Origin of the sequence: Variovorax paradoxus, assembly GCF_022009635.1 — a bacterium.
GTDB lineage: Bacteria > Pseudomonadota > Gammaproteobacteria > Burkholderiales > Burkholderiaceae_C > Variovorax.
The window spans coordinates 5,246,669-5,269,438 of sequence record NZ_CP091716.1 but is presented as its reverse complement, the minus strand read 5'-3'; the positions used below and the strand labels follow the sequence as shown (position 1 = coordinate 5,269,438).

Below are 22,770 nucleotides of genomic sequence, written 5' to 3'. Positions count from 1 at the left end.
GTTTCCCGAAGAGACCGCGAGGCGCGGCCAGTGTTTGAGTAGCTGACATGTTGACCATTCTTTTCGACGGCATCGCCTACGGCATGCTGCTCTTCGTGCTGGCCGTGGGCCTGGCCGTGACGCTCGGGCTGATGAACTTCATCAACCTCGCGCACGGCGCTTTCGCCATGGCCGGCGGGTATCTCACGGTGTTCGCCATGCAGAAGCTGGGCTTGCCGTTCCTGGCCTGCCTGCCGCTGGCGTTCATCGTCGTCGCACTGGCCGGGGCCTTGCTGGAGCGCACGCTCTACCGGCCGATGTACGGCAAGCCGCACCTGGACCAGGTGCTCTTTTCCATCGGCCTGGCCTTCATGGCGGTGGCCGCCATCGACTACTTCGTGGGCTCGTCGCAGCAGAACGTGCAGTTGCCCGAATGGCTGCGCGGGCGCACCGAGATCGGCGACGGCGCATTCATGCTGGGCATGGGGCACTACCGCCTGTTCATCATCGGCGTGTGCGCGGTGCTGACGGTGGTGCTGCAGCTCATTCTCTCGAAGACCCGCTTCGGCAGCCGCCTGCGCGCGGCGGTCGACGACCCGCGCGTGGCAGCGGGCCTGGGCATCAACGTGAACATCGTGTTCCTGCTGACCTTTGCCGTGGGCTCCGGTCTCGCGGGGCTGGGCGGCGCGCTGGGCGCGGAGATCCTCGGGCTCGACCCGACCTTCCCGCTCAAGTACATGATCTATTTCCTGATCGTGGTCTCGGTCGGCGGCACCTCGTCGATCACCGGGCCGCTGGCGGCCGCGCTGCTGCTCGGCATCGCCGACGTGGCGGGCAAGTACTTCATTCCGAAGATGGGCGCGTTCACCGTCTACCTGCTGATGATCCTGATCCTGATGTGGCGGCCCCAGGGCCTGTTCACCCGCAAGGGAGGCCGCTGAATGAGCGCTCCTTCTTCCGCGGCCGATTTCCAGTCGGCCCTCCTGCGCAAGGCGCGCTGGCATCCGCTCGAGTTCGTCGTCTGGGCCGCGGCTTTCGCGCTGCCGCTCGTGATGCCTTCGCACTCGCTGCTGGTCAACGAGATCGCCATCGTCGCGCTGTTCGCGATGTCGCTCGACCTGATCCTGGGCTACACCGGCATCGTGTCGCTGGGCCATGCGGCCTTCTTCGGCTTCGGCGCGTATGCGGCGGCGCTGTTCGCCAAGCTGGTGATGCCCGACCCGACCGTGGGTCTGGCGGTCGCCGTCGTGCTGTCGGCGCTGCTGGGTCTGGTGGCCAGCGTGACCATCCTGCGCGGCAGCGACCTCACGCGGCTGATGGTCACCCTGGGCACGGCGCTGCTGCTGCTCGAACTCGCCAACAAGCTCGACTGGCTGACCGGCGGCGCCGACGGCCTGCAGGGCGTGGTGATGGGCCCGGTGCTCGGCATGTTCGACTTCGACCTGTACGGCCGCACGGCCGCCTGGTATTCGCTGGCAGTGATGCTGGTGCTGTTCCTGCTGATGCGCCGGCTGGTGCATTCGCCGTTCGGCGCCACGCTGAAGGCGATCCGCGACAACCGGCTGCGCGCGATGGCCATCGGCATCCCGGTGGTGCCGCGCCTCGTCACGGTCTACACCATCGCGGCCGGCGTTGCCGGCGCGGCGGGCGCGCTGCTGGCGCAGACCACCGGCTTCGCCTCGCTCGACGTGCTGGCCTTCGACCGCTCGGCCGACGTGCTGCTGATGCTGGTCATCGGCGGCGTGGGCTGGCTCTACGGCGGCGTTGCCGGTGCCATCGTCTTCAAGTTGCTGCAGACCTGGCTGTCGGCCGTGACGCCGCAGTACTGGATGTTCTGGATCGGCCTGATCCTGGTGCTGCTGGTGCTGGTGGGGCGCGACCGCCTGCTCAAGCCGTGGACATGGTTCGGCGCCGGCAAGAAGAAGGGCGGTGCGGCATGAGCGACACCGTGCTTTCCACCCACGGCCTGGTGATGCGCTTCGGCGGCATCACCGCCACCAACAACGTGACGATGGAGCTCAAGCGCGGCGCCCGCCATGCGCTGATCGGCCCCAACGGCGCGGGCAAGACCACGCTCATCAACCAGCTGACGGGCGTGCTCACGCCGACCGAAGGCCGCATCACGCTGCTGGGCGAAGACATCACGAAGCTCGCGCCGCACAAGCGCGTGGCGCGCGGCCTGGTGCGCACCTTCCAGATCAATCAGCTGTTCGACTCGATGACGCCGCTGGAGACGCTGGCGCTGGTGGTGTCGCAGCACCAGGGCGCGGGCGCGCAGTGGTGGCGCCCGCTCGGCGCCAGCAAGGCGATCACCGAGCGCGCGGCGCAACTGCTCGAGCAGTTCCACCTGAGCGACGTGGCCCGCCAGCAGGTCAAGCACCTGGCCTACGGCAAGCGCAGGCTGCTGGAAATCGCGATCGCCCTGGCCTGCGAGCCGCGCGTGCTGCTGCTCGACGAGCCGGTGGCGGGCGTGCCCGCCGGCGAGCGCGAAGAGCTGCTGCAGACCGTGGCCGCGCTGCCGGCCGACGTGTCGGTGCTGCTGATCGAACACGACATGGACCTGGTGTTCAGCTTTGCAGACCGCATGACCGTGCTGGTCAACGGCACGCTGCTGACCGAGGGCGACCCCGAAACCATCGCCAACGATCCCAAGGTGAAAGAGGTCTATCTGGGCCACGGAGAGGCCGCCCATGTCTGAGCTGCTGCGAATAGAAAACCTGAGCGCCGGCTACGGCGAGGCCGTGGTGCTGCACGACGTGGCCTTCACGCTCGGCGAGGGCCAGACGCTGGCGCTGCTGGGCCGCAACGGCACCGGCAAGACCACGCTGATCAACACGCTCGCGGGCGCGACGCGCCAGCACGGCGGCAGCATCGCGCTGGGCGGGCAGGCGCTGCACAAGCTGGCGCCGCACCAGCGCGCGGCGGCCGGCATCGGCTGGGTGCCGCAGGAGCGCAACATCTTCAAGTCGCTCACGGTGCACGAGAACCTCACGGCCGTGGAGCGGCCCGGCAAGTGGAATTCGCAGCGGGTCTACGAGATGTTCCCGCGCCTGGCGGAACGCAAGACCAACCTGGGCACGCAGCTGTCGGGCGGCGAGCAGCAGATGCTGGCCGTGGGCCGCGCGCTGGTGCTCAACCCCAAATTGCTGCTGCTCGACGAGCCGCTCGAGGGGCTCGCGCCCATCATCGTGGAAGAGCTGCTGCGCGCCATCCGCCGCATCACGCAGGACGAGGGGCTGGCCGCGATCATCGTGGAGCAGCATCCGCAGGCGATCCTCGCGATTTCCGACGAGGCGGTGGTGCTCGACCACGGCACCATCGTGCACACCGACTCGGCGGCGGCGTTGCGCGCCCAGCCGCAGGTGCTCGACCGGCTGCTGGGCGTCGCGCGCTGAAGCTTCTTCAGATCGCGCAGCCGTCGGGGCCGCATACCGGCGGCACGGCGCCTGCGTCGGTCGGGGCGGGCTGAGAGGCCGCGACCAGCGCGGCGAGTTGCGCCTTCCAGTCTTCCGCACGGCCGAGCCAGGGGCCGATGTCGATGCGGCCCGCGCGGCCGTCGGGTTGCGCCAGCACGAAGGTCGGAAAGCCCTGGCCGCCCGCGCGCTGCAGGAATTGGCGGCTCTCCGCTATGTGCTGCGCGGTCGGTGCGCCCGAGAGGCGCGCGAACGCCGCCGCGAAGGCATCGGCGTCGAAGCCGAGGTCCGCCGCCACGGCCTTCAGCACGTCCACATCGGCGATGCGCCTGCCTTCCACGTAATGCGCCTGCTGCAGGCGATGGGCCATGTCCAGCCCGCCGCCCGCGCGCAGCGATTCGGCGGCCAGCACGGCGGTGGTCGGCGGTTCCGAGTCCATCACCGCGCCGGTGTCGCGCAGCAGGCCCTCGAAGTAGTCCTGGCCGAAGGGCTGGCCCGTCATCTCGGCGATGCGGTGGTCGTGCGGCATCACGTAGTCGCGCCACTGCGGCGTGATCGGGCGGCGGTTGGCGCCGGTCATCATGCCGCCGCCGTGGAATTCGACCTTCAGGCCCGGCACTTCGCGCGCGGCGTCGACCAGCGGCGCCGCGGCATAGCACCAGCCGCACAGCGGATCGAAGATGTAGTGCAGGGTGGTGGCGGTGCCGGTTGCTGCGCTCATTGCGGCCATTTCATTTCTCCCTTGATGACCTTGGCGCCGAGTTCCAGCGACGAGGCGTCTTCCAGTTTGGGGTAGCGCTTCTTCATCGCGGCGATGAGCGCGGCCGAGTCCTTGGCCTTGGCGGCTTCGGTCTCGAAGGCCTCGAGGTAGCCGCGCGTGAACTTCACCGAGGCGACGGTGTACGGCGCGGAGCCGTTTGCGTTCGGCAGGTAGTGGCCGGGCACCACGGTCCTGGGGTGCAGGGCCTGGATGCGGTCCAGCGTCTTGAGCCAGTCGCGGCGCGACTCGGGCGTCTGCGTGTCGGCCACCCACACATGGATGTTGGCCGAGACGGGAATGCCGCCGACCACCGCCTTCAGCGAGGGAATCCAGGCGAAGCTGCGTTCCGGCGTGGGACCGTCGAGGCCGACGACCTGGATCTTGCGGCCTTCCAGCGTGAGGCTGTCGCCGGCCAGCGCCTCGGGCACCACCAGCGCCTTGGGCGCGTTGTCCTTGAGGATCGGGCCCCAGTGCGCGAGCTTGCCGTCCTTCGAGGCCTGGATGGCGGCCACCGTCTGCGGCGTGGCGACGATCTTCGCGTCGGGGAAGGCGGCCTGGATCACGTCGAGGCCGAAGTAGTAGTCGGGGTCGCTGTGGCTGATGTAGACCGTGGTGAGCTTCTTGCCCGTGGCCTTGATCTTTTGCACCAGCGCCTCGGCGTCGTTGCGCTGGAACTGCGCGTCGATCAGCACGGCGTCGGTCTGGCCGGTGACGATTTCGGACGAGACGGGGAACATCGACTTCGCGCCGGGGTTGTAGACCTCGAGCTTGAGCGGCTGCGCTGCCGTGGCGGCCAGCGGCGCGAGGCCCAGCGTGGCGGCAAGGACGGCGGAAGAGATGAGGGCTCTGCGGAACATGGTGCGATCTTTCTTTCTGCGTGCGGTGAAGGGTGTGACAGCGCTGATGCCACGAATGTTAGGTTGCGTGAACCGAAACAAAAACCCGACGGATCGCAATGAATCGTTTCCGATTCCGGTCGAATCGCTGGACTGGCACCCGGGTCAGTCGGTGGCGCAGCGCTGCAGATGCGCCACCAGCAGTTGCGCCGAGGGCGAAAGCGCGGCTTCGTCCCTGAAGCAGATCGCGAACCGCCGCCGCGCCCAGGCATCGGTCAGCGGCATCAGCCGCAGGCCGTAGGCGTCGGTGAAGGGCCGTGCCACTTCCGCCGGGACCACGCTGATCGCCAGCCCGGCCCGCACCACGCGCAGCGCGGCGTCGAAGTTCGACACCAGCACCCGGTGCACCAGCGGCTTGCCCGCCACCGCCGCCTCGCGCGCCAGCATCAGCTGCACCGCGCTGAGCGCGGGCATGCCGACGAATTCATGGTCGAGCACCTGCTCGAAGCGCACGTGTTCGTGCTGCGCCACGGGGTGCGAAGGGTGGGCCACGATGGCCAGGTGGTCGGCGCGATAGCTGCGCCGCTGCAGGCCCTCGAGGTCGGCCGCGTCCCAGCACAGGCCGATGGAGGCGCTGCCTTCGCGGATGCCGCGCACGATCTCCGGGCTCACGCGCTCTTCCATGTCGACGCGGATATTGCGGTGCGCCGGGTTCTGCAGGAAGCCGGCCACGTCCTCGGCCAGCGATTCGGCCATGACCGAGGCCGAGGCCAGGATGCGCACGTGCCCGCGCGCGCCGCCGGCATAGGCAGCCATGTCGCGCTCGATGCGGTGCACGCTGCCGAGCATCGCGCGGGCGTGCTCCAGCAGGGTTTCGCCGGCCGGCGTCGGCACCACCCCGCGCCGCTTGCGCAAGAGCAGCGGCGTGCCCACCGCCTCTTCGAGTTGCGCCAGCCGCTTGCTGATGGCCGAGCCGACGATGCTGGCCTGCTCGCCGGCGCGCGCGATGCTGTGCGTTTCGCAGACGGAGACGAAGAGGCGGAGGGTGGTCAGGTCAAGGTCTCTCATGGTGTTCCGTTTTGGAATCAGATGGCTTCCAAAATATACCTTCTGGATCGAATCGGAACTTCTAACATCCGCACCGTACCCCTCACGACGGAGACAAAGTCTTGATTCACGCCTTCCTGCCGCCACGCGCGGTCGTCCGCGAAGTGGGCCTGCGCGACGGCCTGCAGAGCATCGCCCGCGTGCTGTCCACAGAACGCAAGCTCGAATGGATCCGCGACGCGCACGCGGCCGGCCAGCGCGAGATCGAGGTCGGTTCGTTCGTGCCCGCGCACCTGCTGCCGCAACTGGCCGACACCGCCGAACTGCTGGCCTATGCGAAGACGCTGCCGGGGATGTTCGCCTCGGTGCTGGTGCCCAACCTCAAGGGCGCCGAACGCGCCATCGCGGGCGAGGCCGACCTGATGATCGTGCCGCTGTCGGCCAGCCATGCGCACAGCCTCGCCAACCTGCGCAAGACGCCGGACGAAGTGGTCGCTGAAGTCGGCCGCATCCGCGCGGCGCGCGACGCGGCGGGCTCGAAGACGCTGATCGACGGCGGCGTGGGCACGGCCTTCGGCTGCACGCTGCAGGGCCATGTCGATCCCGACGAGGTGCTGCGGCTGATGCAGGCGCTGCTCGACGCCGGCGCCGACCGCGTGAGCCTGGCCGACACCGTCGGCTATGCCGATCCGGCGATGGTGCGCAGCCTGTTCGAGCGCGCGCTGCGCATCGCGGGCGACCGGCTGTGGTGCGGCCATTTCCACGACACGCGCGGCATGGGGCTCGCGAATGCGTATGCCGCGCTGGAAGTAGGCATCACGCGTTTCGACGCCTGCCTGGCCGGCATCGGCGGCTGCCCGCATGCGCCGGGTGCCAGCGGCAACGTCGACACGGAAGACCTGGTGTTCATGCTCCAGAGCATGGGCGTCGAGACCGGCGTCGACCTGCCGAAGCTGCTCGACCTGCGCCGCCGCGTGGCGGGCTGGCTCGAGGGCGAGACGCTGCAGGGCACGGTGTGGCGCGCCGGCTTTCCCAAGACCTTCGCGGCGGCCGAGGGAGTCGCGGCATGAGTAGCGCTGGCGAAAACAAGCGCCTGCCGCTCGCCGGCATCCGCGTGGTCGAGTTCACCCACATGGTCATGGGGCCGACCTGCGGCATGGTGCTCGCGGACCTGGGCGCGGAAGTCATCAAGGTCGAGCCCATCGAAGGCGACCGCACGCGGCACCTGCTGGGCGCGGGCGCGGGCTTCTTTCCCATGTTCAACCGCAACAAGAAAAGCATCGCGCTCGACCTGCGCAACCCCCAGGGGCTGGAGGCCGCGCTGCGCTTGTGCGCCACGGCCGACGTGGTGGCGCAGAACTTCAAGCCCGGCACCATGGACAAGTACGGCCTGGGCTATGCCGCGCTCGGCAAGCTCAACCCGCGCCTGGTGTACGTGAACCACACGGGCTTCCTGCCCGGCCCCTACGAGCACCGCACCGCGCTCGACGAGGTGGTGCAGATGATGGGCGGGCTGGCCTACATGACGGGCCGCCCCGGCGATCCGCTGCGCGCGGGCACCAGCGTGAACGACATCATGGGCGGCATGTTCGGCGCCATCGGCGCCATCGCCGCGCTGATGCAGCGCGCCGAGACCGGCAAGGGGCAGGAGGTGCAGTCCGCGCTGTTCGAGAACAACGTGTTCCTGGTCGGCCAGCACATGATGCAGTACGCCATCACCGGCGAGGCGGCGGCGCCGATGCCGGACCGCATTTCGGCCTGGGCGCTGTACGACGTGTTCACCGTAAAAGACGGCGAGCAGATCTTCCTGGCCGCGGTGAGCGACGCGCAGTGGAAGACTTTTTGCGACGCGCTGGGCTTCGACGACCTGAAGTCCGACGCCGCCTTGCAGACCAACAACCAGCGCGTGCGCGCGCGGCCCACTCTGCTGGCCGACCTGCGCGAGCGGCTGGCCGGGCGTTCGGCGCAGGAGCTTTCGGCCATCTTCGAGGCCAACGGCCTGCCTTTCGCGCCGATCACCCGGCCCGAAGACCTGTACGCCGACCCGCACCTCAAGGCCACCGGCGGCCTCGCGGACATCCGCCTGCCCGACGGCGAACGCGCCGGGGAAACGGCGCAGACCACGCTGTTCCCGATCACGCTGGGCGGCGAGCGCCTGGGCGTGCGCATGAACCCGCCGACGCTGGGCGAGCACACCCGCGAACTGCTGGCCGAACTGGGCTACGCGAGCGAGCAGGTCGATGCCCTGCTTGCCGGCTCGGCGGTGGCCTGAGCCAGGCGCCGGCGCGAATTTCCAAAACCATAAAGAGAGACAAGCAAAGCCATGACCGACAAAACATTTCCCCTGATGAATCGACGCGCGCTGCTGGGCCTGGGCGCCTGCGCCGCTGCGGTGGCCGCGTGCCCGGCGTTCGCGCAGGGCTCGGACAAGCCGATCCGCTTCATCCTGCCGATCAGCGCGGGCTCGGGCGTCGACACCATCGTGCGCGCGGCGGCGCCGGCGCTCGGCAAGGCCTTCGGGCAGCCGGTGGTGATCGAGAACCTGCCGGGCGCCGGCGGCATCACCGGCGCGGCGGCCATCGTCAAGGCCGCGCCCGACGGGCTCACGCTGGGCATGGTGTCGAACAACCACGTCATCAACCCGGCGGTGTTCAAGAAGATGCCCTTCGACGCGCTCAACGACATCACGCCGATCAGCGTGGTGGGCGCCACGCCGCTGGTGCTGGTGGCCAACCCCAAGCTGCCCGCGAAGAACGTGCAGGAGCTGATCGCGCTGCTGCGCGCCAAGCCGGGCGGCTACAACTACGCGTCTTCGGGCAACGGCACCATCCTGCACCTGGCCGACGAGATGTTCATGGACGAGGCCGGCGTGAAGGCGCGGCATATTCCGTACAAGGGCACCGGGCCGATGATGACCGACATGATCGGCGGCCAGGTCGAGATGGGCGTCATTGCGCTGCCGGCGGTGCAGCAGCACATCAAGAGCGGCGCGCTGCGCGCCATCGGCCTGTGCGGCGCGACCCGCTCGCCGGCCGCGCCGGACATTCCGACCATCGCGGAGCAGGGCCTGCCCAACTACGCGGTCGAAGGCTGGTTCGCGGTGATCGGGCCGGCGAAGATGCAGGCCGCCGAAGTGCAGCGCGTGCACGACGCGGTGGCCGCGGCCTTCACCAGCGCCGAGGTGAAAGAGGCGATGGACAAGCAGGGCAACGTCATCAAGCCCACGACGCCCGAACAGGCCGCGGCGTATTTCCGCAGCGAGGCCGCGCGCTATGCGGCGCTGGTGAAGAAGGCGAACGTCGTCCTGGAGTGAAGGATTTGCTCCTTCCCCTTCCGGGGGAAGGCTGGGATGGGGGCAGGCAGAGCGCCCGCAATGAGCGCCGCTTGCCCCCACCCCGACCCTCCCCCGGGAGGGGAGGGAGAAATGCATCAGGGCTTACGCCGGCCCGACGGCGCGATACAGCGCCCGCACGAAATCCGACTGCGTGATCATCCCCGCCAGGCGCTTCTCGCCATCGATGATCGGAATGTGGTGATGCCCGCCCTCGGAAAACAGCGGCACCAGGTCGACCACCGGCCGGTCGGCGCTGGCCACGCGCACCTGGCGCGTCATGATCTGGCCGACCACCTCGGGCTTGTTCGACATGACGGTGCGCGTGGCGCGGATCAGGTCGCGCAGCTTGCCCGCAATGCCTTCGTGGTGCTGCAGGTCGAGCTGGCGGAAGAAGTCGGCCTGCGTGACGATGCCGACCACCCGGCGCGTGCGGTCCGTGATGGGCAGGGCCTTGATGCGGCGCTCGTGCATCAGCGCCCAGGCTTCCTGCAGCGGCGTGCCGAACTCCACCGAGATGGGCTCGCGCGACATGATGTCGGCGCAATGCAGCGTGCCCAGCCGGCGCTTGTACGACTCCAGCTCTGTCTGCTGAATCAGCGACTCGAGGTCGTCGCGGCTGATGTCCAGCACCTGGTTGTAGCGGGCCAGCACGGCGTCGATGTCGGCCTGGCTGAAGCGCGCATCGGCCGCCGGCGGGCGCGCGACCTGCACATGCGGATAGCGCCGCCCGGTGAGCGTGTTGTAGAGCACGCCGGCCAGCACCAGCAGCAGCGAGTTGGTGAAGAAAGGGAACAGCGCGGAAGAGAAATGCGTGGTGTGCGTCAGCACCGCGAGCAGCGCCGCGGCGCCGCCCGGCGGGTGCAGGCAGCGCGCGCTGAACATCAGTGCGATGGCCAGGGCCACCGCGACGGCGGCCGCGATGGTCGGCTCGGGAATCCAGTTGGCGCAGGCGATGCCCACCACCGCCGACAGCGTGTTGCCGCCGATCACCGACCAGGGCTGTGCCAGCGGGCTCGCGGGCACGGCGAACACCAGCACCGCGCTGGCGCCCAGCGGCGCGATCAGCCACACGCTCGCATGCAGCGGCGTCGCGAGCCAGTGCGACAGCAGCGCCGCGACCAGCAGGCCGAGGCCGGCACCGCAGACGGCGCGCAGGCGCTCGCGCGCATCGACGGTGGTGCGCGCCGGCAGCCAGGCGCGCGCGTGGGTCAGCAGGGCGTCGAACCGCATCGGAGCGCGCTCTGCCTGGTCAGCCTTCGTGGGCGACCATGCGCCCGATCTCCGGCCAGCGGCCGTGCAGCCACACCCAGGCGACGAGGCCGATGGCGAGCATGGCCATGGAGGTCAGCGCCAGTGCGAGCGTGGAATGCATCACCAGCGGCGCCACCGCGCCGGCCACGATGCCGTTGGCGGTGGAGCCGATCACGGCCTGCAGCGACGAGGCCATGCCGCGGCGCTCCGGATGAAGGTCGAGCACCAGCAGCGTGACCACCGGCACCATCAGCGCCCAGCCGAAGGCGAACACCGCCAGCGGCCACAGCGCCCACGCCACGTGCGCCTGGAAGAAGGTGTTGGCCACCACGTTGACCACCGAGGTGATCAGCATGATGAGAAAGCCGTCGCGGATCTGCCGCTTGGGCGCGACCTTGCCGGCCATGCGTCCGCTGGCGCGCGCGCCGAGCATGATGCCGCCGATGGTCAGCAGGAAGAACCAGAAGAACTGCTGCGGCTGCAGCGCCAGGTGGTCGCCCAGGAAGGCGGGCGCGGCCAGCACGTAGAGGAACATGCCGTTGAAGGGCACGCCGCTGGCAAAGGCCAGCAGCAGGAAGCGCGGGTCGGAGCACAGGTCCCAGTAGCCGCGCATCAGGTGGCGCACCTGGAAGGGCTGGCGATGGTCCTTGTGCAGCGTCTCGGGCAGCAGCTTGTAGTTGGCGGTGAACAGCACCACGCCCACCGCCACAAGGAACCAGAACACCGCATGCCAGCCGGCGTGCACGAACAGGAAGCCGCCCACGATGGGCGCGATGGCCGGCGCCACGCCGAAGTAGATCGTGACCTGGCTCATGACCCGCTGCGCCTCGGCGGGCGGGAACATGTCGCGGATCACCGCGCGCGACACCACGATGCCCGCGCCGGTCGACAGGCCCTGCAGCCCGCGGAACAGCACCAGCTGCGTGATGTTCTGCGACAGCGCGCAGCCCAGCGAGGCCAGCGTGAACACCGCCAGCCCCCACAGCACCACGGGGCGGCGCCCGAAGCTGTCCGACAGCGCGCCGTGGAACAGGTTCATGAACGCGAAGCCGAACAGGTAGGCAGAGAGCGTCTGCTGCATCTCGGCCGGCGTGGCGCCGATCGACTGCGCGATGCCGGAGAACGCGGGGATGTAGGTGTCGATCGAGAAGGGACCGAGCATGCCCAGCACGGCGAGCAGCACGGCAAGCGCCCAGCGCGGCGCCTGCCAGAGTTTGTCTGCGTCGGGATTCATGGGAAGGCAGCTCCGTTGTACTTGTTGTGCGTGGACTGTGAAAAAGAGAACGCCCGCCGCCCGGGTAAGGGGCAGGGCGGGCGCTTTGGCTTCAGCGAACCCGGATTACAGGGTGTCGATGAAGCTGCGCAGCTTGTCCGAACGGCTCGGGTGCTTCAGCTTGCGCAGCGCCTTGGCTTCGATCTGGCGGATGCGCTCGCGGGTCACGTCGAACTGCTTGCCGACTTCTTCCAGCGTGTGGTCGGTCGACATCTCGATGCCGAAGCGCATGCGCAGCACCTTGGCTTCGCGCGGCGTGAGGCTGTCGAGGATGTCCTTGACCACGTCGCGCAGGCCGGCCTGCATGGCGGCCTCGATGGGTGCCGTGTTGCTGCTGTCCTCGATGAAGTCGCCCAGGTGCGAATCGTCGTCGTCGCCGATGGGGGTTTCCATCGAGATCGGCTCCTTCGCGATCTTCATGATCTTGCGGATCTTGTCTTCGGGAATCTCCATCTTCGCGGCCAGGATGCCGGCGTCGGGCTCGAAGCCGAACTCCTGCAAATGCTGGCGCGAAATGCGGTTCATCTTGTTGATCGTCTCGATCATGTGCACCGGGATGCGGATGGTGCGCGCCTGGTCGGCGATCGAGCGGGTGATGGCCTGGCGGATCCACCACGTCGCGTAGGTCGAGAATTTGTAGCCGCGACGGTATTCGAACTTGTCGACCGCCTTCATCAGGCCGATGTTGCCTTCCTGGATCAGGTCCAGGAACTGCAGGCCGCGGTTGGTGTACTTCTTGGCGATGGAGATCACGAGGCGCAGGTTGGCCTCGATCATTTCCTTCTTGGCGTCGCGCGAAGACGATTCGCCTTCGTTCATGCGCTTGTTGATGTCCTTGAGCTGCGTGAGCGGCACCACCACGCGCGACTGGATGTCGGTCAGGCGCTGCTGCAGTTCCTGCACCGGCGGAATGTTGCGGGCGAGCACGGCGCTCCAGGGCTTGCCGGCGGCGGCCTGCTTCTCGACCCACTTCAGGTTCAGCAGGTTGGACGCGACGACGTTGCCGTTTTTGTCGAAACCGCTGAAGTCGCGGATGAACTCTTCCTGCGGGAAGCCGCACTTGTCCACGATGATGCGGCGCAGTTCGCGCTCCTTCTTGCGCACGTCGTCGACCTGCGTGCGCACCAGGTCGCACAGCTTCTCGATGGTCTTGGCGGTGAAGCGGATGGTCATCAGCTCTTCCGACATGGCCTCCTGCGCCTTGACGTACGCCGGCGTGCCGTAGCCTTCCTTGTCGTAGATCTTGTGGACCTTCTCGAACAGGCTGGCGATGCGGTCGAAGCGCTCGAGCGCGTCGCGCTTGAGTTCTTCGAGCTTCTTGGTCAGGGCCTTGGAGCCGCCCTTGCCGTCGTCGTCGTCTTCTTCGTCGAATTCGTCGAAGTCTTCCTCGGCCACGTAGTCGTCGGCCTCGTTGGGGTTCGAGAAGCCGTCGACGATGGTCGAGATGACGACCTTGCCTTCGCGGATGGTGGCGGCCATCTCGAGGATCGCAGCGATGGTGGCGGGGGAGGCCGAGATGGCTTCCATCATGGCCATCAGGCCGCCTTCGATGCGCTTGGCGATTTCGATTTCGCCTTCGCGGGTCAGCAGCTCGACCGTGCCCATTTCGCGCATGTACATGCGCACGGGGTCGGTGGTGCGGCCGAATTCGCTGTCCACCGTGGACAGGGCCGCTTCGGCTTCTTCCTCGGCTTCTTCCACCGTGGTGGCGGTGGGCGCGGTGTTGTTCAGCAGCAGGGTTTCGGCGTCGGGCGTCTGCTCGTACACCGCCACGCCCATGTCGTTGAGCATGGTGACCACGACTTCCATGGTCTCGGCGTCGACCAGCTTGTCGGGCAAGTGGTCGGAGATTTCGCCGTGCGTGAGGTAGCCGCGGGTCTTGCCCAGCGTGATCAGGGTCTTCAGGCGCGAGCGGCGCTTGGCCAGGTCTTCTTCGGAGAGCACGGTCTCGTCGAGGCCGAACTCCTTCATCAAGGCGCGTTCCTTCGCCTTGCTGATCTTCATGCGCAGCGGTTTGACCTTCTCTTCGGTGGTCGTGGTTGCCGCGGGTTCGTCGCCGGCCAGGTCGTCCTCGATGTCCGACAGGTCGATGTCGCTCTCGGGCGCGTCCTTGTCAGCCTTGGGCTTGCGGCCGCGCTTGGCGCCGGTGGTGGCGGCGCCGGCGGCCTTGGGCGGGCGCCCGACTTTCTTGGCGGCGGGGGCTGCGGCTTTTTTGGGATCGTCGAGAGAGGTCGATTTCGTGGGCACGGTTTTCACTTTCGTTGCGGCTGCCGATTTGGATGCGGCGGCACCCGTCTTAGTTGCCGGCGACTGGCCGGCTTTCAACGGTTTTTCTGCTGCGGGCTTGGTGGCGACGCTTTTGGCAAGTGAAGGAGCAGGCTTCTTTGAACTGGGCATACGACCTCGTTACGGCAAGAAAAGACAAGCGGAATCACAGGCGCGCCGTCACGCGGACAGCGCCACCATGCCCGTGCACAGGCACGGACAAAAACAATTGGGAAAGAGGAAGTGATTCCTCAGCAGGCAAGATGTCGGGCGAACATTTGGTGTGCAGTCCTTGCGGTTATTGACCCTTTCCGCCGGAATTTACCGTTGGAGTGCGTTGCGCTAGGGGTCGGCCCGGAGGTGCTGCTGTCGCTCTTGCCTAATTTCGCCAGTTGCAAAGCCCTACATTATAGCGCGTTGCGCAAATTTCAAGCACCTTCGGCATCCGCCGGGCGCAGGCGATTGCGTAATTCGAGGCGCCGCGCCTCCAGCGCCTTGTAGCGTTCCAGGGCCTTAGGGTCTTTACCTACGGCCGCGATGGCCTCGCTCTGCTGGGCCTTCAAGCGGTCGTCGAGCATGAAGTCGAGCACGCTGGTCAGCTCCTTGGCGGCGTCGGCCAGATGCTGCTCTTCTTCGCCTTCGGGCACCGGGCCGCCTTCGGAGACCGCCATGAGCCGCTCGGCCAGCGGCTCGAAGTCGAGCCCGCGCAGGCCTTCGCGCAGCGCCGCCCAGGGCTGGACGCCGTGCTCGTGCAACTGGCTGTCGAGCCAGGTGAAGAGGGCGCCGTGCGAGCCGGGCAGCTCGCAGAGCATCAAGTGCAGCTCGTGTGAAAGCGCCTCCCACTGCGCCATGTTCGACAGCAGCAGCCGCACCGCCACGTCGGGCCGGCTGGGCGGTGCGCCGCGGCCGCGCAGCGGCTCGATGGGCTCCTCGAACTTGCCGCCCCAGCGCTTGCCCTTGGTGAACTTGCGCTGCGGCTGGAATTTGGGCTTGCTATCGCTTTCATAGCGAGGCGGCTCGTAGTCCTGCGGCGGGGGCATGTCGGGGTAGTAGTCGTCCCCGTCGCCGCCGGTGTACATGGGCGGTTCGTTGTGGCGCTGCGCGGCCAAGGCGCCGCCGCCCGCCTTGCGAGGGCCGGGCGTGGAGGCCCACAGCTCCGAGAGCGCCGGTGCGTCGAGTTGCACCAGCGTGGCGATCTCGCTCAACAGCTGCCGCTTGAGCGCGCCGTCGGGCATGGCGCTCCAGAGCGGGCGCACGTTGCTGGTCATGTGGGCGCGGCCTTCGGCGGTGGTCAGGTCGCAGCCTTCGCGTGCCGCCTCGAGCATGAAGCGCGACAGTGGCGTGGCCTCGGTCACGAAGCGGGCGAAGGCCTCGGCGCCGTGCTCGCGGATGAAGCTGTCAGGGTCGTGCTCGGCCGGCAGGAACAGAAACTTGATGCTGCGCACGTCGGTGGCGTAGGGCAGCGCGCCGTCGAGCGCCTTTCGCGCCGCGCGTCGGCCGGCGGCGTCGCCGTCGAAGCTGAACACCACCGATTCGGTGAAGCGAAAGAGCTTTTGGACATGCTCGCTGGTGCAGGCCGTGCCCAGTGTGGCCACCGCGTTCGGAAAGCCGAGCTGGGCCAGCGCCACCACGTCCATGTAGCCCTCGGTGACGAGCGCATAGCCCCGGTCGCGAAAGGCGGCGCGGGCTTCGTACAGGCCGTAGAGCTCGCGGCCCTTGCTGAACACGGGCGTCTCGGGCGAGTTCAGGTACTTGGGCTTTTCGTCGCCGAGCACCCGTCCGCCGAAGCCGATGCATTCGCCCTTCACGTTGCGGATCGGGAACATCACGCGGTCGCGGAAGCGGTCGTAGCGCTTGGCTTCCTCGTCGCTGAGCTTGCCTTCCTCGTTGTTGACGATCACCAGCCCGCTCTCGGTGAGCAGCGGGTCGTCGTAGTCGGGGAACACGCTGGCCAGCGCGCGCCAGCCGGCCGGCGCATAGCCGATGCCGAACTGCTTGGCCACTTCGCCCGACACGCCCCGGCCCTTCAGGTATTCGATGGCACCGGGCGCCTGGCGCAGGTGCTTGCGGTAGGCGTCGCCGGCTTTTTCGAGCACGTCGGTCAGCGTGGCCTGCTTCTGGCGCTGGCTGGCAGCGCGGGCGCGTTCGGCGGGGGAGGCGTCGTCTTCGGGCACCTGCAGGCCGTACTGGTCGGCCAGGTCATGCACCGCCTCGACGAAGCCCATGCCAGCATGCTCCATCAGGAAGCCGATGGCGTTGCCATGCACCCCGCAGCCGAAGCAGTGATAGAACTGCTTCGTCGGGCTGACGGAGAAGGAGGGCGATTTCTCGCCGTGGAACGGACACAGGCCCATGAAATTGGCGCCTGCCTTCTTGAGCGGGACGTAGCGGCCGACGATCTCGACCACATCGGCGCGCGCGATGAGTTCCTGGATGAATGAAGCGGGGATGGTCATGTAGGCGAAGAGCGGCAAATCATACGCAAGCCGCCGAACGCCGGCGGCCGGACGGCATACTGGCCGCGACCGGAAGCCACGCATGACGACGTCCAACCCCTTGCAACACGCCGCGCCGCTGCTGCGCCACCCCCTTCGATTCGTATGGCAGGCGCTGAAGGAATTCCGCGCCAACCAGGGCCTGCTGCTCGCGGGCGCGGTGGCGTACTACGCGCTGCTGTCCATCGTGCCGCTGCTGATTGTGAGCGTGATCGCGCTGTCGCACGTCATCGAGCAGGCCGAGCTGCTGCGCACCATCGGGCGGTATCTCGAATGGCTGCTGCCGGGGCAGTCGAAGGCCATCGTGGCCGAGCTGTCGGGCTTCCTGGATCATCGCGACGTTCTCGGGCCGGTTTTGCTGGTGACGATGATCTTCTTCAGCTCGCTGGCCTTCAGCGTGCTCGAAAGCGCGATGGCGGTGTTCTTCCACCATCGCAAGGCCGACCACAAGCGCCATTTCCTGGTGTCGGTGGCCATGCCGTACATCTACATCCTGTGCCTGTGCGTGGGGCTGCTGCTGGTCACGCTGGTGTCGGGCGCGCTGCAACTGGTGGGGCAGGAAAGCGTCGACCTGCTGGGGCGCAGCTGGTCGCTGTCGGGCATTTCGGGGTTGCTGCTGTACCTGCTGGGGCTGGGTGGCGAGATCTTCATGCTGACCTCGCTCTACCTCGTGATGCCGGCCGGGCGCATGTCGCTGCGGCACGCGTTGCTGGGCGGCGTGACCGCCGCGCTGCTGTGGGAGGCCACGCGGCGCGTGCTGATCTGGTATTTCTCCACGCTGTCGCAGGTGAACGTGGTCTACGGCTCGCTCACCACGGCGATCGTGGTGCTGCTGAGCCTTGAAATTGCCGCCACGCTGGTGCTGCTGGGGGCACAGGTGATCGCGCAGTACGAGCGCCTGGACCGTACCGGCAGCCTGAGGCCGCCGGAGCCCGCCGTCAGCGGGGAGCCAATCGAATCGCTCCGTCCAGACGAATCACCTCGCCGTTGAGCATGTCGTTCTCGATGATGTGCTTGGCCAGCTTGGCGTAGTCCTCGGGCGTGCCCAGGCGGGAGGGGAAGGGCACGCTGGCGGCCAGCGCGTCCTGCACTTCCTGGGGCATGCCGAAGAGCATGGGCGTGCCGAAGATGCCGGGGGCGATGGTCATGTTGCGGATGCCGCTGCGTGCCAGGTCGCGGGCGATCGGCAGCGTCATGCCGACCACGCCGCCCTTGGAGGCGCTGTAAGCGGCCTGGCCGATCTGGCCGTCGTAGGCCGCGACGGAGGCGGTGGAAATCAGCACGCCGCGCTCGCCGGTGGCTTCGGGCTCGTTCTTGCCCATGGCGTCGGCCGCCAGGCGGATCATGTTGAAGCTGCCGATCAGGTTGACCGTGACGGTCTTGCTGAACACGGCCAGCGCGTGCGGGCCGTTCTTGCCCACGGTCTTCTCGGCCGGCGCGATGCCGGCGCAGTTGACCAGCCCGACCAGCTTGCCGAGCTTGAGCGCGGCGGCCACCACGGCCTGGCCGTCGGCTTCCTGGCTCACGTCGCACTTGACGAACACGCCGCCGATTTCCTTGGCAACGGCTTCGCCCTTGTCAGCCTGCATGTCGGCGATGACCACCTTGCCGCCGTTGGCGGCCAGCATGCGCGCCGTGCCCTCGCCGAGGCCCGAAGCGCCACCGGTCACGATAAAAACCTTGCCGTCGATCTGCATAAAAAGTCTCCTGGGATGAGCCTTTCATTATCGAAGACGCCCGCCGGGCCAAAAAAAGGCCTCATCCGAAGATGAGGCCCTGAATTGGATCCGTGAGGACCCAAGGAGACAACTGGTGGTGGTCGACGGCTTAGCGCTTGCGCGAAGCGGTCGCGGTCTTGGCGGCGGCGACGGCTTGGGTCGACACGGCGTTGAAGTTGGCTTCGGCGACGTCCGACGCTTGCTTGACGGCCTTCTGGACCGATTCGAAAGCGTTGTTGGCGGCGGCCACGGCGCTCTTCAGAACGGCGACGGCGGTTTCCGAACCGGCCGGGGCATTCTTGGAAGCGCTGTCGACGAGGCCGACGAAGGCTTGCTGGGCTTCGGTGGCCTTGGCTTCGAAAGCCTTGCCGAATTCAGCGCCGGTGCCTTGGGCGATGTCATACAGGTGACGGCTGTAGGCGGCGGTCTTTTCGGCCAGGGGCTGGAACAGGCTGGCTTGCAGCGTCAGCAGTTCTTGCGCGTCCTTCACGCTGAGGGCCGCTTGGGCGGTGCTCTGGGCTTCGGCCAGGGCAGCCTTGGAAGCGGTCACGTTCAGTTCGACCAGCTTTTCGACGCCTTCGAAAGCCTTGGTGGTCAGGCCGAACAGGGTTTCGAGGTTGGCTTTTTGGGCGGCGAGGATTTGGTCAGCGGTCAGGGCCATTTGAGATCTCCAGAAGGGATGATTGAGTGGTCGATTCACGTTGCGCTGTCTCGCCGTCTATGTTGCGGTGCAGCATGGCCTCAAGTATAGGCAGCTGATTTTTGCGGGCAAGGGGTTTTTGCTGCCCTGCAGCAATTTAGAACCCGTCTTCTAAATTCGGCCTGCCGCTCCAGAATGCGGCCATGCGCGCCTTCTATTCCGGCCAGTTCGTCCTGCCCCTGCCCGAGGGCCATCGCTTTCCCATGTCGCGCTACGCGATGCTGCGCGACCGCCTGCTGGAGCAGCTTCCGGCCGTGCGGATGGACGTGGCCCCGCGTGCCGGCGACGACGAGCTGGCGCTCGCCCACACGCCCGAATGGATCGCCGCCGTCAGCGAAGGCAGCGTCAGCCCACAGGCGATGCGCGAGATCGGCTTTCCCTGGAGCGAGGCGATGGTCGAGCGCTCGCGCCGATCCGCCGGGGCCACCATCGCCGCCTGCCGCGTGGCCTTTGCGGAGGGCGTGTCGGCCAACATGGCGGGTGGCACGCACCACGCCTACGCCGGCAAGGGCAGCGGCTTCTGCGTCTTCAACGACGCTGCCGTGGCGGCCCGGCTCATGCAGGCGGAACACGCCCGCGACGGGAGGCGGCTGCCGGTGGCCGTGATCGATCTCGACGTGCACCAGGGCAACGGCACCGCGAGCATCTTCCAGGACGACCCGAGCGTGTTCACGCTGTCGCTGCATGGCCAGAAGAACTTTCCCTTCCGCAAGGAGGCGAGCGACCTCGACGTCGAGTTGCCCGATGGCTGCGGCGACGCCGACTATCTCGCCGCGCTGGAGCATGCGCTTGAAGAACTCGACCGGCGCTTCGCTCCCGCCCTCGTGATCTACCTCGCCGGCGCCGACCCCTTCGAGCGCGACCGCCTCGGGCGCCTCAAGCTCAGCTTCGACGGGCTGGAGGCGCGAGACCGGCGGGTGTTCGACTGGGCCTGGCAGCGCCGCCTGCCGATGGCGTTCGCGATGGCCGGCGGCTACGCCAGCGACATCGCCGAGACGGTGCAGGTGCAGGTCGGCACCTTCAAGGTGGCGCTCGAATACTGGCGCCGCTGGCAAAATGCCGCGCGATGAGCGCCACCACCAAACCCACTCCGCACGCGCGCAACGGCTATCGCGCTTTTCGCAGCATCCCTACGCGCTGGGCCGACAACGACATGTACGGTCACGTCAATAACGTCGTCTACTACAGCTGGTTCGACACGGCGGTGAACGCACTGCTCATCGAGCGCGGCGCGCTCGACATCCACGACGGCCAGACCATCGGCTTCGTGGTCGAGACCCAGTGCAACTACTTCGCGCCCATCGCTTTCCCGCAGACGGTGGAGGCGGGCATCCGCGTCGCGCAGGCTGGCCGCTCCAGCGTGCGCTACGAGATCGCGCTGTTCGCCGAGGGCTCGGACAGTGCTGCGGCGCAGGGCCATTTCATCCACGTCTACGTCGACCGTGCCACCCAGCGCCCGGTGCCGCTGCCCGAGGCGCTGCAGCGAGTGGTCGATTCCCTCAAGGCCTGAGCGAAGACCGCTGCCCAACGAAAAACGGCGCCCGAGGGCGCCGTTCTTTCTTGTAGGGCCTTAAGCCTTACATGGTCTTCTTCATGGCCTTGATGTCGGCCTTGCCCTGGGCTTCGTCGGCCTTGGCCTGGTTCACGCAGGCGGTCTTGGCGTCACCCTTCTGGTCGTCGCACTTTTCCTTGGCGACGTCGTAGGTGGCCTTCACCTTTTCTTCAGCCACCTTGCGGGCGTGGCTGTCGCTCGGCTGGTATTGCTGTTCCAGCTCGGCCTTGGCCACGTTTTCCTTGCCCTTGGCGTCCTTCTGGCAGACGTCCTTGGCGTTGTCCTTCATCGTGTCGCACTGGGCCTTGGCGACCTTGTAGTCGGCCTCGATCTTTTCCTTGGCGACCTTGTATTCGTCCTTGGTCATCGCGCTGGCTTGCGTGGCGACGAAGCAGGTGGACGCGAGAGCGAGCATGAGGAGGTGTTTTTTCATTGGAATTTTCCTTGAGGGAGTTGTTGAAATGGGTTGAAGGAGGTGGGCGGCTCAGTAGCGCTCGAACCACAGGGCGTCGGGCGTGCGGCCATCGCGCACTTCCCAGTCCTTGACCTGCTTTTCGGCTTCATCGCGGCTGATGCCGTGGCGTTCCTGGATGCGACCGAGCAACTGGTCGCGCTTGCCCGCAATGACGTCGAAGTCGTCGTCGGTCAACTTTCCCCATTGCTCCTTGACCTTGCCCTTGAGCTGTTTCCAGTTGCCTTCGATGGTGTCCTTGTTCATGCGAATCTCCTTTGAGCTGTTGATTCGGCGGGCTGTTCTTGCCGCCGTGAAAACAATGTCGCCGGGTGGATTCACCCCATCGGTAGGACGTGCTGTTCGGGCCTCGTAGGCAGAGGCCGACGCGCCCCGTGATAATCGAACGGACGCCGAAAGTTTGAGACACCGCATCCGCACAGCATCGCGTACAGCACCATGATCATTCACAGCCTGCTCGACACCGACCTCTACAAGTTCACGATGATGCAGGTCGTGCTGCACCACTTCCCCGGGGCCCGGGTCGAGTACCGCTTCAAGTGCCGCAACCCCGGCGTCAACCTGGCCCAGTTCGCGGGCCAGATCCGTGACGAGGTGCGCAGCCTGTGTTCGCTGCAGTTCCGCGACGCCGAGCTCGCCTACCTGCGCTCCATGCGCTTCATCAAGAGCGACTTCGTCGACTTTCTCGGGCTGTTCAGGCTCAACGAGAAGTACATCAACATCATTCCCCAGCCCTCGGGCGAACTCGAGATCCGCATCAAGGGGCCGTGGCTGCACACCATCCTGTTCGAGATCCCGGTGCTGGCCATCGTCAACGAGGTCTACTTCCGCAACACCCAGAAGAAGCCCGATTTCGAAGAGGGCCGGCGCCGGCTAGAGACCAAGGTCTCGCAGCTGCAGGACGAGGGCCTGAGCGACCTCAAGATCGCCGACTACGGCACGCGCCGCCGCTTCTCCAAGGACTGGCATGAAGAGGTGCTGCGCACGCTGACCGCGCGGCTGGGCGCCGTCACCCCGCCGGCGGTGCAGCCGCCCACGGGCGTGCGGCTGCCGCAGCTGGCGGGCACCAGCAACGTGCTGTACGCCATGAAGCTCGGCCTGATTCCGCTGGGCACCATGGCGCACGAATACCTGCAGGCCTGCCAGGCGCTCGGCCCGCGCCTGCGCGACAGCCAGATCTTCGGCTTCGAGAGCTGGGCGCGCGAGTACCGCGGCGACCTGGGCATCGCGCTGTCCGACGTGTACGGCATGAGCGCCTTCCTGCGCGACTTCGACCTGTACTTCTGCAAGCTCTTCGATGGGGCCCGCCATGACAGCGGCGACCCGTTCCAGTGGGGCGAGCGCATGCTGGCGCACTACGTCGCCAACCGGGTCGACCCGCGCACCAAGACGCTGATCTTCAGCGACGGCCTGACGGTGCCGCGCACCATCGAGCTCTACCAGCAGTTCCGCGGCCGCTGCCAGCTTGCCTTCGGCATCGGCACCAACCTCACCAACGACCTGGGCTACGAGCCGTTGCAGATCGTCATCAAGATGATCCACTGCAACGATCAGCCGGTGGCCAAGCTGTCGGACACGCCGTCCAAGAACATGTGCGAGGACGAGAAATACCTGGCCTACCTGCGGCAGGTCTTCGAGATCGAACAACCCCCCGTCTGACGGCTGTACCCGCGCT

22 protein-coding genes and 1 pseudogene are annotated in these 22,770 nt (G+C 67.2%); 12 read left to right on the top strand and 11 right to left on the bottom strand.

The features are described from left to right. The first annotated feature begins 47 nt into the window (after nucleotides 1-47). Genes L3V85_RS24385 through L3V85_RS24370 form a run of 4 tightly spaced genes read left to right on the top strand, consistent with a single transcriptional unit; the run spans nucleotide 48 to nucleotide 3,374 of the window. Entirely contained in the window at nucleotides 48-920 is an 873-nt protein-coding gene (locus tag L3V85_RS24385; RefSeq protein ID WP_237675256.1) for a branched-chain amino acid ABC transporter permease, read from the top strand. Beyond that, nucleotides 921-1,919, top strand: a complete 999-nt coding sequence (locus tag L3V85_RS24380; protein WP_237675255.1) for a branched-chain amino acid ABC transporter permease — start codon at nucleotides 921-923, stop codon at nucleotides 1,917-1,919. It abuts the gene before it with no gap. After that, on the top strand, nucleotides 1,916-2,677 hold the full coding sequence (locus L3V85_RS24375; RefSeq protein ID WP_237675254.1) for an ABC transporter ATP-binding protein: 762 nt from the start codon (nucleotides 1,916-1,918) through the stop codon (nucleotides 2,675-2,677). The genes L3V85_RS24380 and L3V85_RS24375 overlap by 4 nt, the downstream gene beginning before the upstream one ends. Then, complete coding sequence (locus L3V85_RS24370) at nucleotides 2,670-3,374, top strand: ABC transporter ATP-binding protein (protein ID WP_237675253.1); 705 nt, start codon at nucleotides 2,670-2,672, stop codon at nucleotides 3,372-3,374. Before L3V85_RS24375 ends, L3V85_RS24370 begins: the two co-directional genes overlap by 8 nt. A gap of 7 nt (nucleotides 3,375-3,381) precedes the next feature. On the opposite strand, the gene L3V85_RS24365 is transcribed toward L3V85_RS24370, so the two are convergent. The 3 genes and pseudogenes from L3V85_RS24365 to L3V85_RS24355 form a co-directional block, all read right to left on the bottom strand. Then, complete coding sequence (locus L3V85_RS24365; RefSeq protein WP_237675252.1) at nucleotides 3,382-4,122, bottom strand: DsbA family protein; 741 nt, start codon at nucleotides 4,120-4,122, stop codon at nucleotides 3,382-3,384. Beyond that, nucleotides 4,116-5,009, bottom strand: a pseudogene (locus L3V85_RS24360) (MBL fold metallo-hydrolase); the annotation flags it as partial. The pseudogene L3V85_RS24360 and the gene L3V85_RS24365, both read right to left, overlap by 7 nt. Before the next feature lie 144 nt (nucleotides 5,010-5,153). Continuing rightward, a complete protein-coding gene (locus L3V85_RS24355) occupies nucleotides 5,154-6,056 on the bottom strand; it encodes a LysR family transcriptional regulator (protein ID WP_237675250.1) in 903 nt (300 codons plus the stop codon). 101 nt (nucleotides 6,057-6,157) lie between these two features. Here L3V85_RS24355 and L3V85_RS24350 point away from each other — a divergent pair, with 101 nt between their 5' ends. Genes L3V85_RS24350 through L3V85_RS24340 form a run of 3 tightly spaced genes read left to right on the top strand, consistent with a single transcriptional unit; the run spans nucleotide 6,158 to nucleotide 9,348 of the window. Next, nucleotides 6,158-7,105: a hydroxymethylglutaryl-CoA lyase gene (locus L3V85_RS24350; protein WP_237675249.1), complete on the top strand. Its 948-nt coding sequence runs from the start codon at nucleotides 6,158-6,160 to the stop codon at nucleotides 7,103-7,105. After that, entirely contained in the window at nucleotides 7,102-8,307 is a 1,206-nt protein-coding gene (locus L3V85_RS24345) for a CaiB/BaiF CoA transferase family protein (RefSeq protein ID WP_237675248.1), read from the top strand. Before L3V85_RS24350 ends, L3V85_RS24345 begins: the two co-directional genes overlap by 4 nt. Before the next feature lie 51 nt (nucleotides 8,308-8,358). Beyond that, nucleotides 8,359-9,348 carry a tripartite tricarboxylate transporter substrate binding protein gene (locus tag L3V85_RS24340; protein WP_414080153.1) on the top strand — a complete coding sequence of 330 codons (990 nt, stop codon included), beginning with the start codon at nucleotides 8,359-8,361 and terminating at the stop codon, nucleotides 9,346-9,348. Nucleotides 9,349-9,471: 123 nt separating this feature from the next. Here L3V85_RS24340 and L3V85_RS24335 read toward each other — a convergent pair whose 3' ends face one another. The 3 genes from L3V85_RS24335 to rpoD form a co-directional block, all read right to left on the bottom strand. After that, the gene (locus L3V85_RS24335; RefSeq protein WP_237675247.1) at nucleotides 9,472-10,599 is read right to left on the bottom strand and encodes an HPP family protein; all 1,128 of its coding nucleotides are present in this window, start codon (nucleotides 10,597-10,599) and stop codon (nucleotides 9,472-9,474) included. Between the two features lie 19 nt (nucleotides 10,600-10,618). Then, entirely contained in the window at nucleotides 10,619-11,854 is a 1,236-nt protein-coding gene (locus tag L3V85_RS24330; protein WP_237675246.1) for a multidrug effflux MFS transporter, read from the bottom strand. 105 nt (nucleotides 11,855-11,959) lie between these two features. Further along, nucleotides 11,960-14,140: an RNA polymerase sigma factor RpoD gene (gene rpoD, locus L3V85_RS24325; RefSeq protein WP_237675245.1), complete on the bottom strand. Its 2,181-nt coding sequence runs from the start codon at nucleotides 14,138-14,140 to the stop codon at nucleotides 11,960-11,962. Between rpoD and L3V85_RS24320 the strand changes: the two genes are divergently transcribed. Further along, the gene (locus L3V85_RS24320) at nucleotides 14,133-14,405 is read left to right on the top strand and encodes a hypothetical protein (protein WP_237675244.1); all 273 of its coding nucleotides are present in this window, start codon (nucleotides 14,133-14,135) and stop codon (nucleotides 14,403-14,405) included. The two genes, rpoD and L3V85_RS24320, sit on opposite strands and share 8 nt — an antisense overlap. A 181-nt stretch (nucleotides 14,406-14,586) precedes the next feature. On the opposite strand, the gene dnaG is transcribed toward L3V85_RS24320, so the two are convergent. Beyond that, nucleotides 14,587-16,614 carry a DNA primase gene (dnaG, locus tag L3V85_RS24315; protein ID WP_237675243.1) on the bottom strand — a complete coding sequence of 676 codons (2,028 nt, stop codon included), beginning with the start codon at nucleotides 16,612-16,614 and terminating at the stop codon, nucleotides 14,587-14,589. A gap of 82 nt (nucleotides 16,615-16,696) precedes the next feature. Here dnaG and L3V85_RS24310 point away from each other — a divergent pair, with 82 nt between their 5' ends. Next, nucleotides 16,697-17,644 carry a YihY/virulence factor BrkB family protein gene (locus L3V85_RS24310; RefSeq protein ID WP_237675242.1) on the top strand — a complete coding sequence of 316 codons (948 nt, stop codon included), beginning with the start codon at nucleotides 16,697-16,699 and terminating at the stop codon, nucleotides 17,642-17,644. Here the strand turns inward: L3V85_RS24310 and L3V85_RS24305 are convergent. Together L3V85_RS24305 and L3V85_RS24300 are read right to left on the bottom strand one after the other, a co-directional pair. Next, nucleotides 17,592-18,350: a 3-hydroxyacyl-CoA dehydrogenase gene (locus L3V85_RS24305; protein WP_237675241.1), complete on the bottom strand. Its 759-nt coding sequence runs from the start codon at nucleotides 18,348-18,350 to the stop codon at nucleotides 17,592-17,594. The genes L3V85_RS24310 and L3V85_RS24305 overlap by 53 nt on opposite strands. A gap of 130 nt (nucleotides 18,351-18,480) precedes the next feature. Beyond that, nucleotides 18,481-19,032, bottom strand: coding sequence for a phasin family protein (locus L3V85_RS24300; protein WP_198088673.1), 552 nt, complete (start codon nucleotides 19,030-19,032; stop codon nucleotides 18,481-18,483). Nucleotides 19,033-19,214: 182 nt separating this feature from the next. On the opposite strand from L3V85_RS24300, the gene L3V85_RS24295 reads away from it, so the two are divergent. Both L3V85_RS24295 and L3V85_RS24290 read left to right on the top strand, forming a co-directional pair. Then, nucleotides 19,215-20,141: a histone deacetylase family protein gene (locus L3V85_RS24295; RefSeq protein ID WP_237675240.1), complete on the top strand. Its 927-nt coding sequence runs from the start codon at nucleotides 19,215-19,217 to the stop codon at nucleotides 20,139-20,141. Then, on the top strand, nucleotides 20,138-20,581 hold the full coding sequence (locus L3V85_RS24290; RefSeq protein ID WP_237675239.1) for an acyl-CoA thioesterase: 444 nt from the start codon (nucleotides 20,138-20,140) through the stop codon (nucleotides 20,579-20,581). Before L3V85_RS24295 ends, L3V85_RS24290 begins: the two co-directional genes overlap by 4 nt. Nucleotides 20,582-20,648: 67 nt before the next feature. On the opposite strand, the gene L3V85_RS24285 is transcribed toward L3V85_RS24290, so the two are convergent. Together L3V85_RS24285 and L3V85_RS24280 are read right to left on the bottom strand one after the other, a co-directional pair. After that, complete coding sequence (locus tag L3V85_RS24285; RefSeq protein ID WP_237675238.1) at nucleotides 20,649-21,056, bottom strand: hypothetical protein; 408 nt, start codon at nucleotides 21,054-21,056, stop codon at nucleotides 20,649-20,651. Between the two features lie 51 nt (nucleotides 21,057-21,107). Then, nucleotides 21,108-21,341: a CsbD family protein gene (locus tag L3V85_RS24280; protein WP_237675237.1), complete on the bottom strand. Its 234-nt coding sequence runs from the start codon at nucleotides 21,339-21,341 to the stop codon at nucleotides 21,108-21,110. A gap of 192 nt (nucleotides 21,342-21,533) precedes the next feature. Here L3V85_RS24280 and pncB point away from each other — a divergent pair, with 192 nt between their 5' ends. Further along, nucleotides 21,534-22,754: a nicotinate phosphoribosyltransferase gene (gene pncB, locus L3V85_RS24275; RefSeq protein WP_237675236.1), complete on the top strand. Its 1,221-nt coding sequence runs from the start codon at nucleotides 21,534-21,536 to the stop codon at nucleotides 22,752-22,754. The last annotated feature ends 16 nt before the right edge of the window (nucleotides 22,755-22,770 follow it).

Bases quoted from the DNA above. Each gene is read 5' to 3' on its own strand.
- L3V85_RS24340 (WP_414080153.1), top strand. From the start codon at position 8,359: ATGACCGACAAAACATTTCCCCTGATGAATCGACGCGCGCTGCTGGGC.
- L3V85_RS24285 (WP_237675238.1), bottom strand. From the start codon at position 21,056: ATGAAAAAACACCTCCTCATGCTCGCTCTCGCGTCCACCTGCTTCGTC.
- L3V85_RS24385 (WP_237675256.1), top strand. From the start codon at position 48: ATGTTGACCATTCTTTTCGACGGCATCGCCTACGGCATGCTGCTCTTC.
- L3V85_RS24330 (WP_237675246.1), bottom strand. From the start codon at position 11,854: ATGAATCCCGACGCAGACAAACTCTGGCAGGCGCCGCGCTGGGCGCTT.
- L3V85_RS24295 (WP_237675240.1), top strand. From the start codon at position 19,215: ATGCGCGCCTTCTATTCCGGCCAGTTCGTCCTGCCCCTGCCCGAGGGC.
- pncB (WP_237675236.1), top strand. From the start codon at position 21,534: ATGATCATTCACAGCCTGCTCGACACCGACCTCTACAAGTTCACGATG.
- L3V85_RS24355 (WP_237675250.1), bottom strand. From the start codon at position 6,056: ATGAGAGACCTTGACCTGACCACCCTCCGCCTCTTCGTCTCCGTCTGC.
- L3V85_RS24290 (WP_237675239.1), top strand. From the start codon at position 20,138: ATGAGCGCCACCACCAAACCCACTCCGCACGCGCGCAACGGCTATCGC.
- L3V85_RS24345 (WP_237675248.1), top strand. From the start codon at position 7,102: ATGAGTAGCGCTGGCGAAAACAAGCGCCTGCCGCTCGCCGGCATCCGC.
- L3V85_RS24365 (WP_237675252.1), bottom strand. From the start codon at position 4,122: ATGGCCGCAATGAGCGCAGCAACCGGCACCGCCACCACCCTGCACTAC.
- dnaG (WP_237675243.1), bottom strand. From the start codon at position 16,614: ATGACCATCCCCGCTTCATTCATCCAGGAACTCATCGCGCGCGCCGAT.
- L3V85_RS24305 (WP_237675241.1), bottom strand. From the start codon at position 18,350: ATGCAGATCGACGGCAAGGTTTTTATCGTGACCGGTGGCGCTTCGGGC.
- L3V85_RS24300 (WP_198088673.1), bottom strand. From the start codon at position 19,032: ATGGCCCTGACCGCTGACCAAATCCTCGCCGCCCAAAAAGCCAACCTC.
- L3V85_RS24380 (WP_237675255.1), top strand. From the start codon at position 921: ATGAGCGCTCCTTCTTCCGCGGCCGATTTCCAGTCGGCCCTCCTGCGC.
- L3V85_RS24370 (WP_237675253.1), top strand. From the start codon at position 2,670: ATGTCTGAGCTGCTGCGAATAGAAAACCTGAGCGCCGGCTACGGCGAG.
- L3V85_RS24335 (WP_237675247.1), bottom strand. From the start codon at position 10,599: ATGCGGTTCGACGCCCTGCTGACCCACGCGCGCGCCTGGCTGCCGGCG.
- L3V85_RS24310 (WP_237675242.1), top strand. From the start codon at position 16,697: ATGACGACGTCCAACCCCTTGCAACACGCCGCGCCGCTGCTGCGCCAC.
- L3V85_RS24375 (WP_237675254.1), top strand. From the start codon at position 1,916: ATGAGCGACACCGTGCTTTCCACCCACGGCCTGGTGATGCGCTTCGGC.
- L3V85_RS24280 (WP_237675237.1), bottom strand. From the start codon at position 21,341: ATGAACAAGGACACCATCGAAGGCAACTGGAAACAGCTCAAGGGCAAG.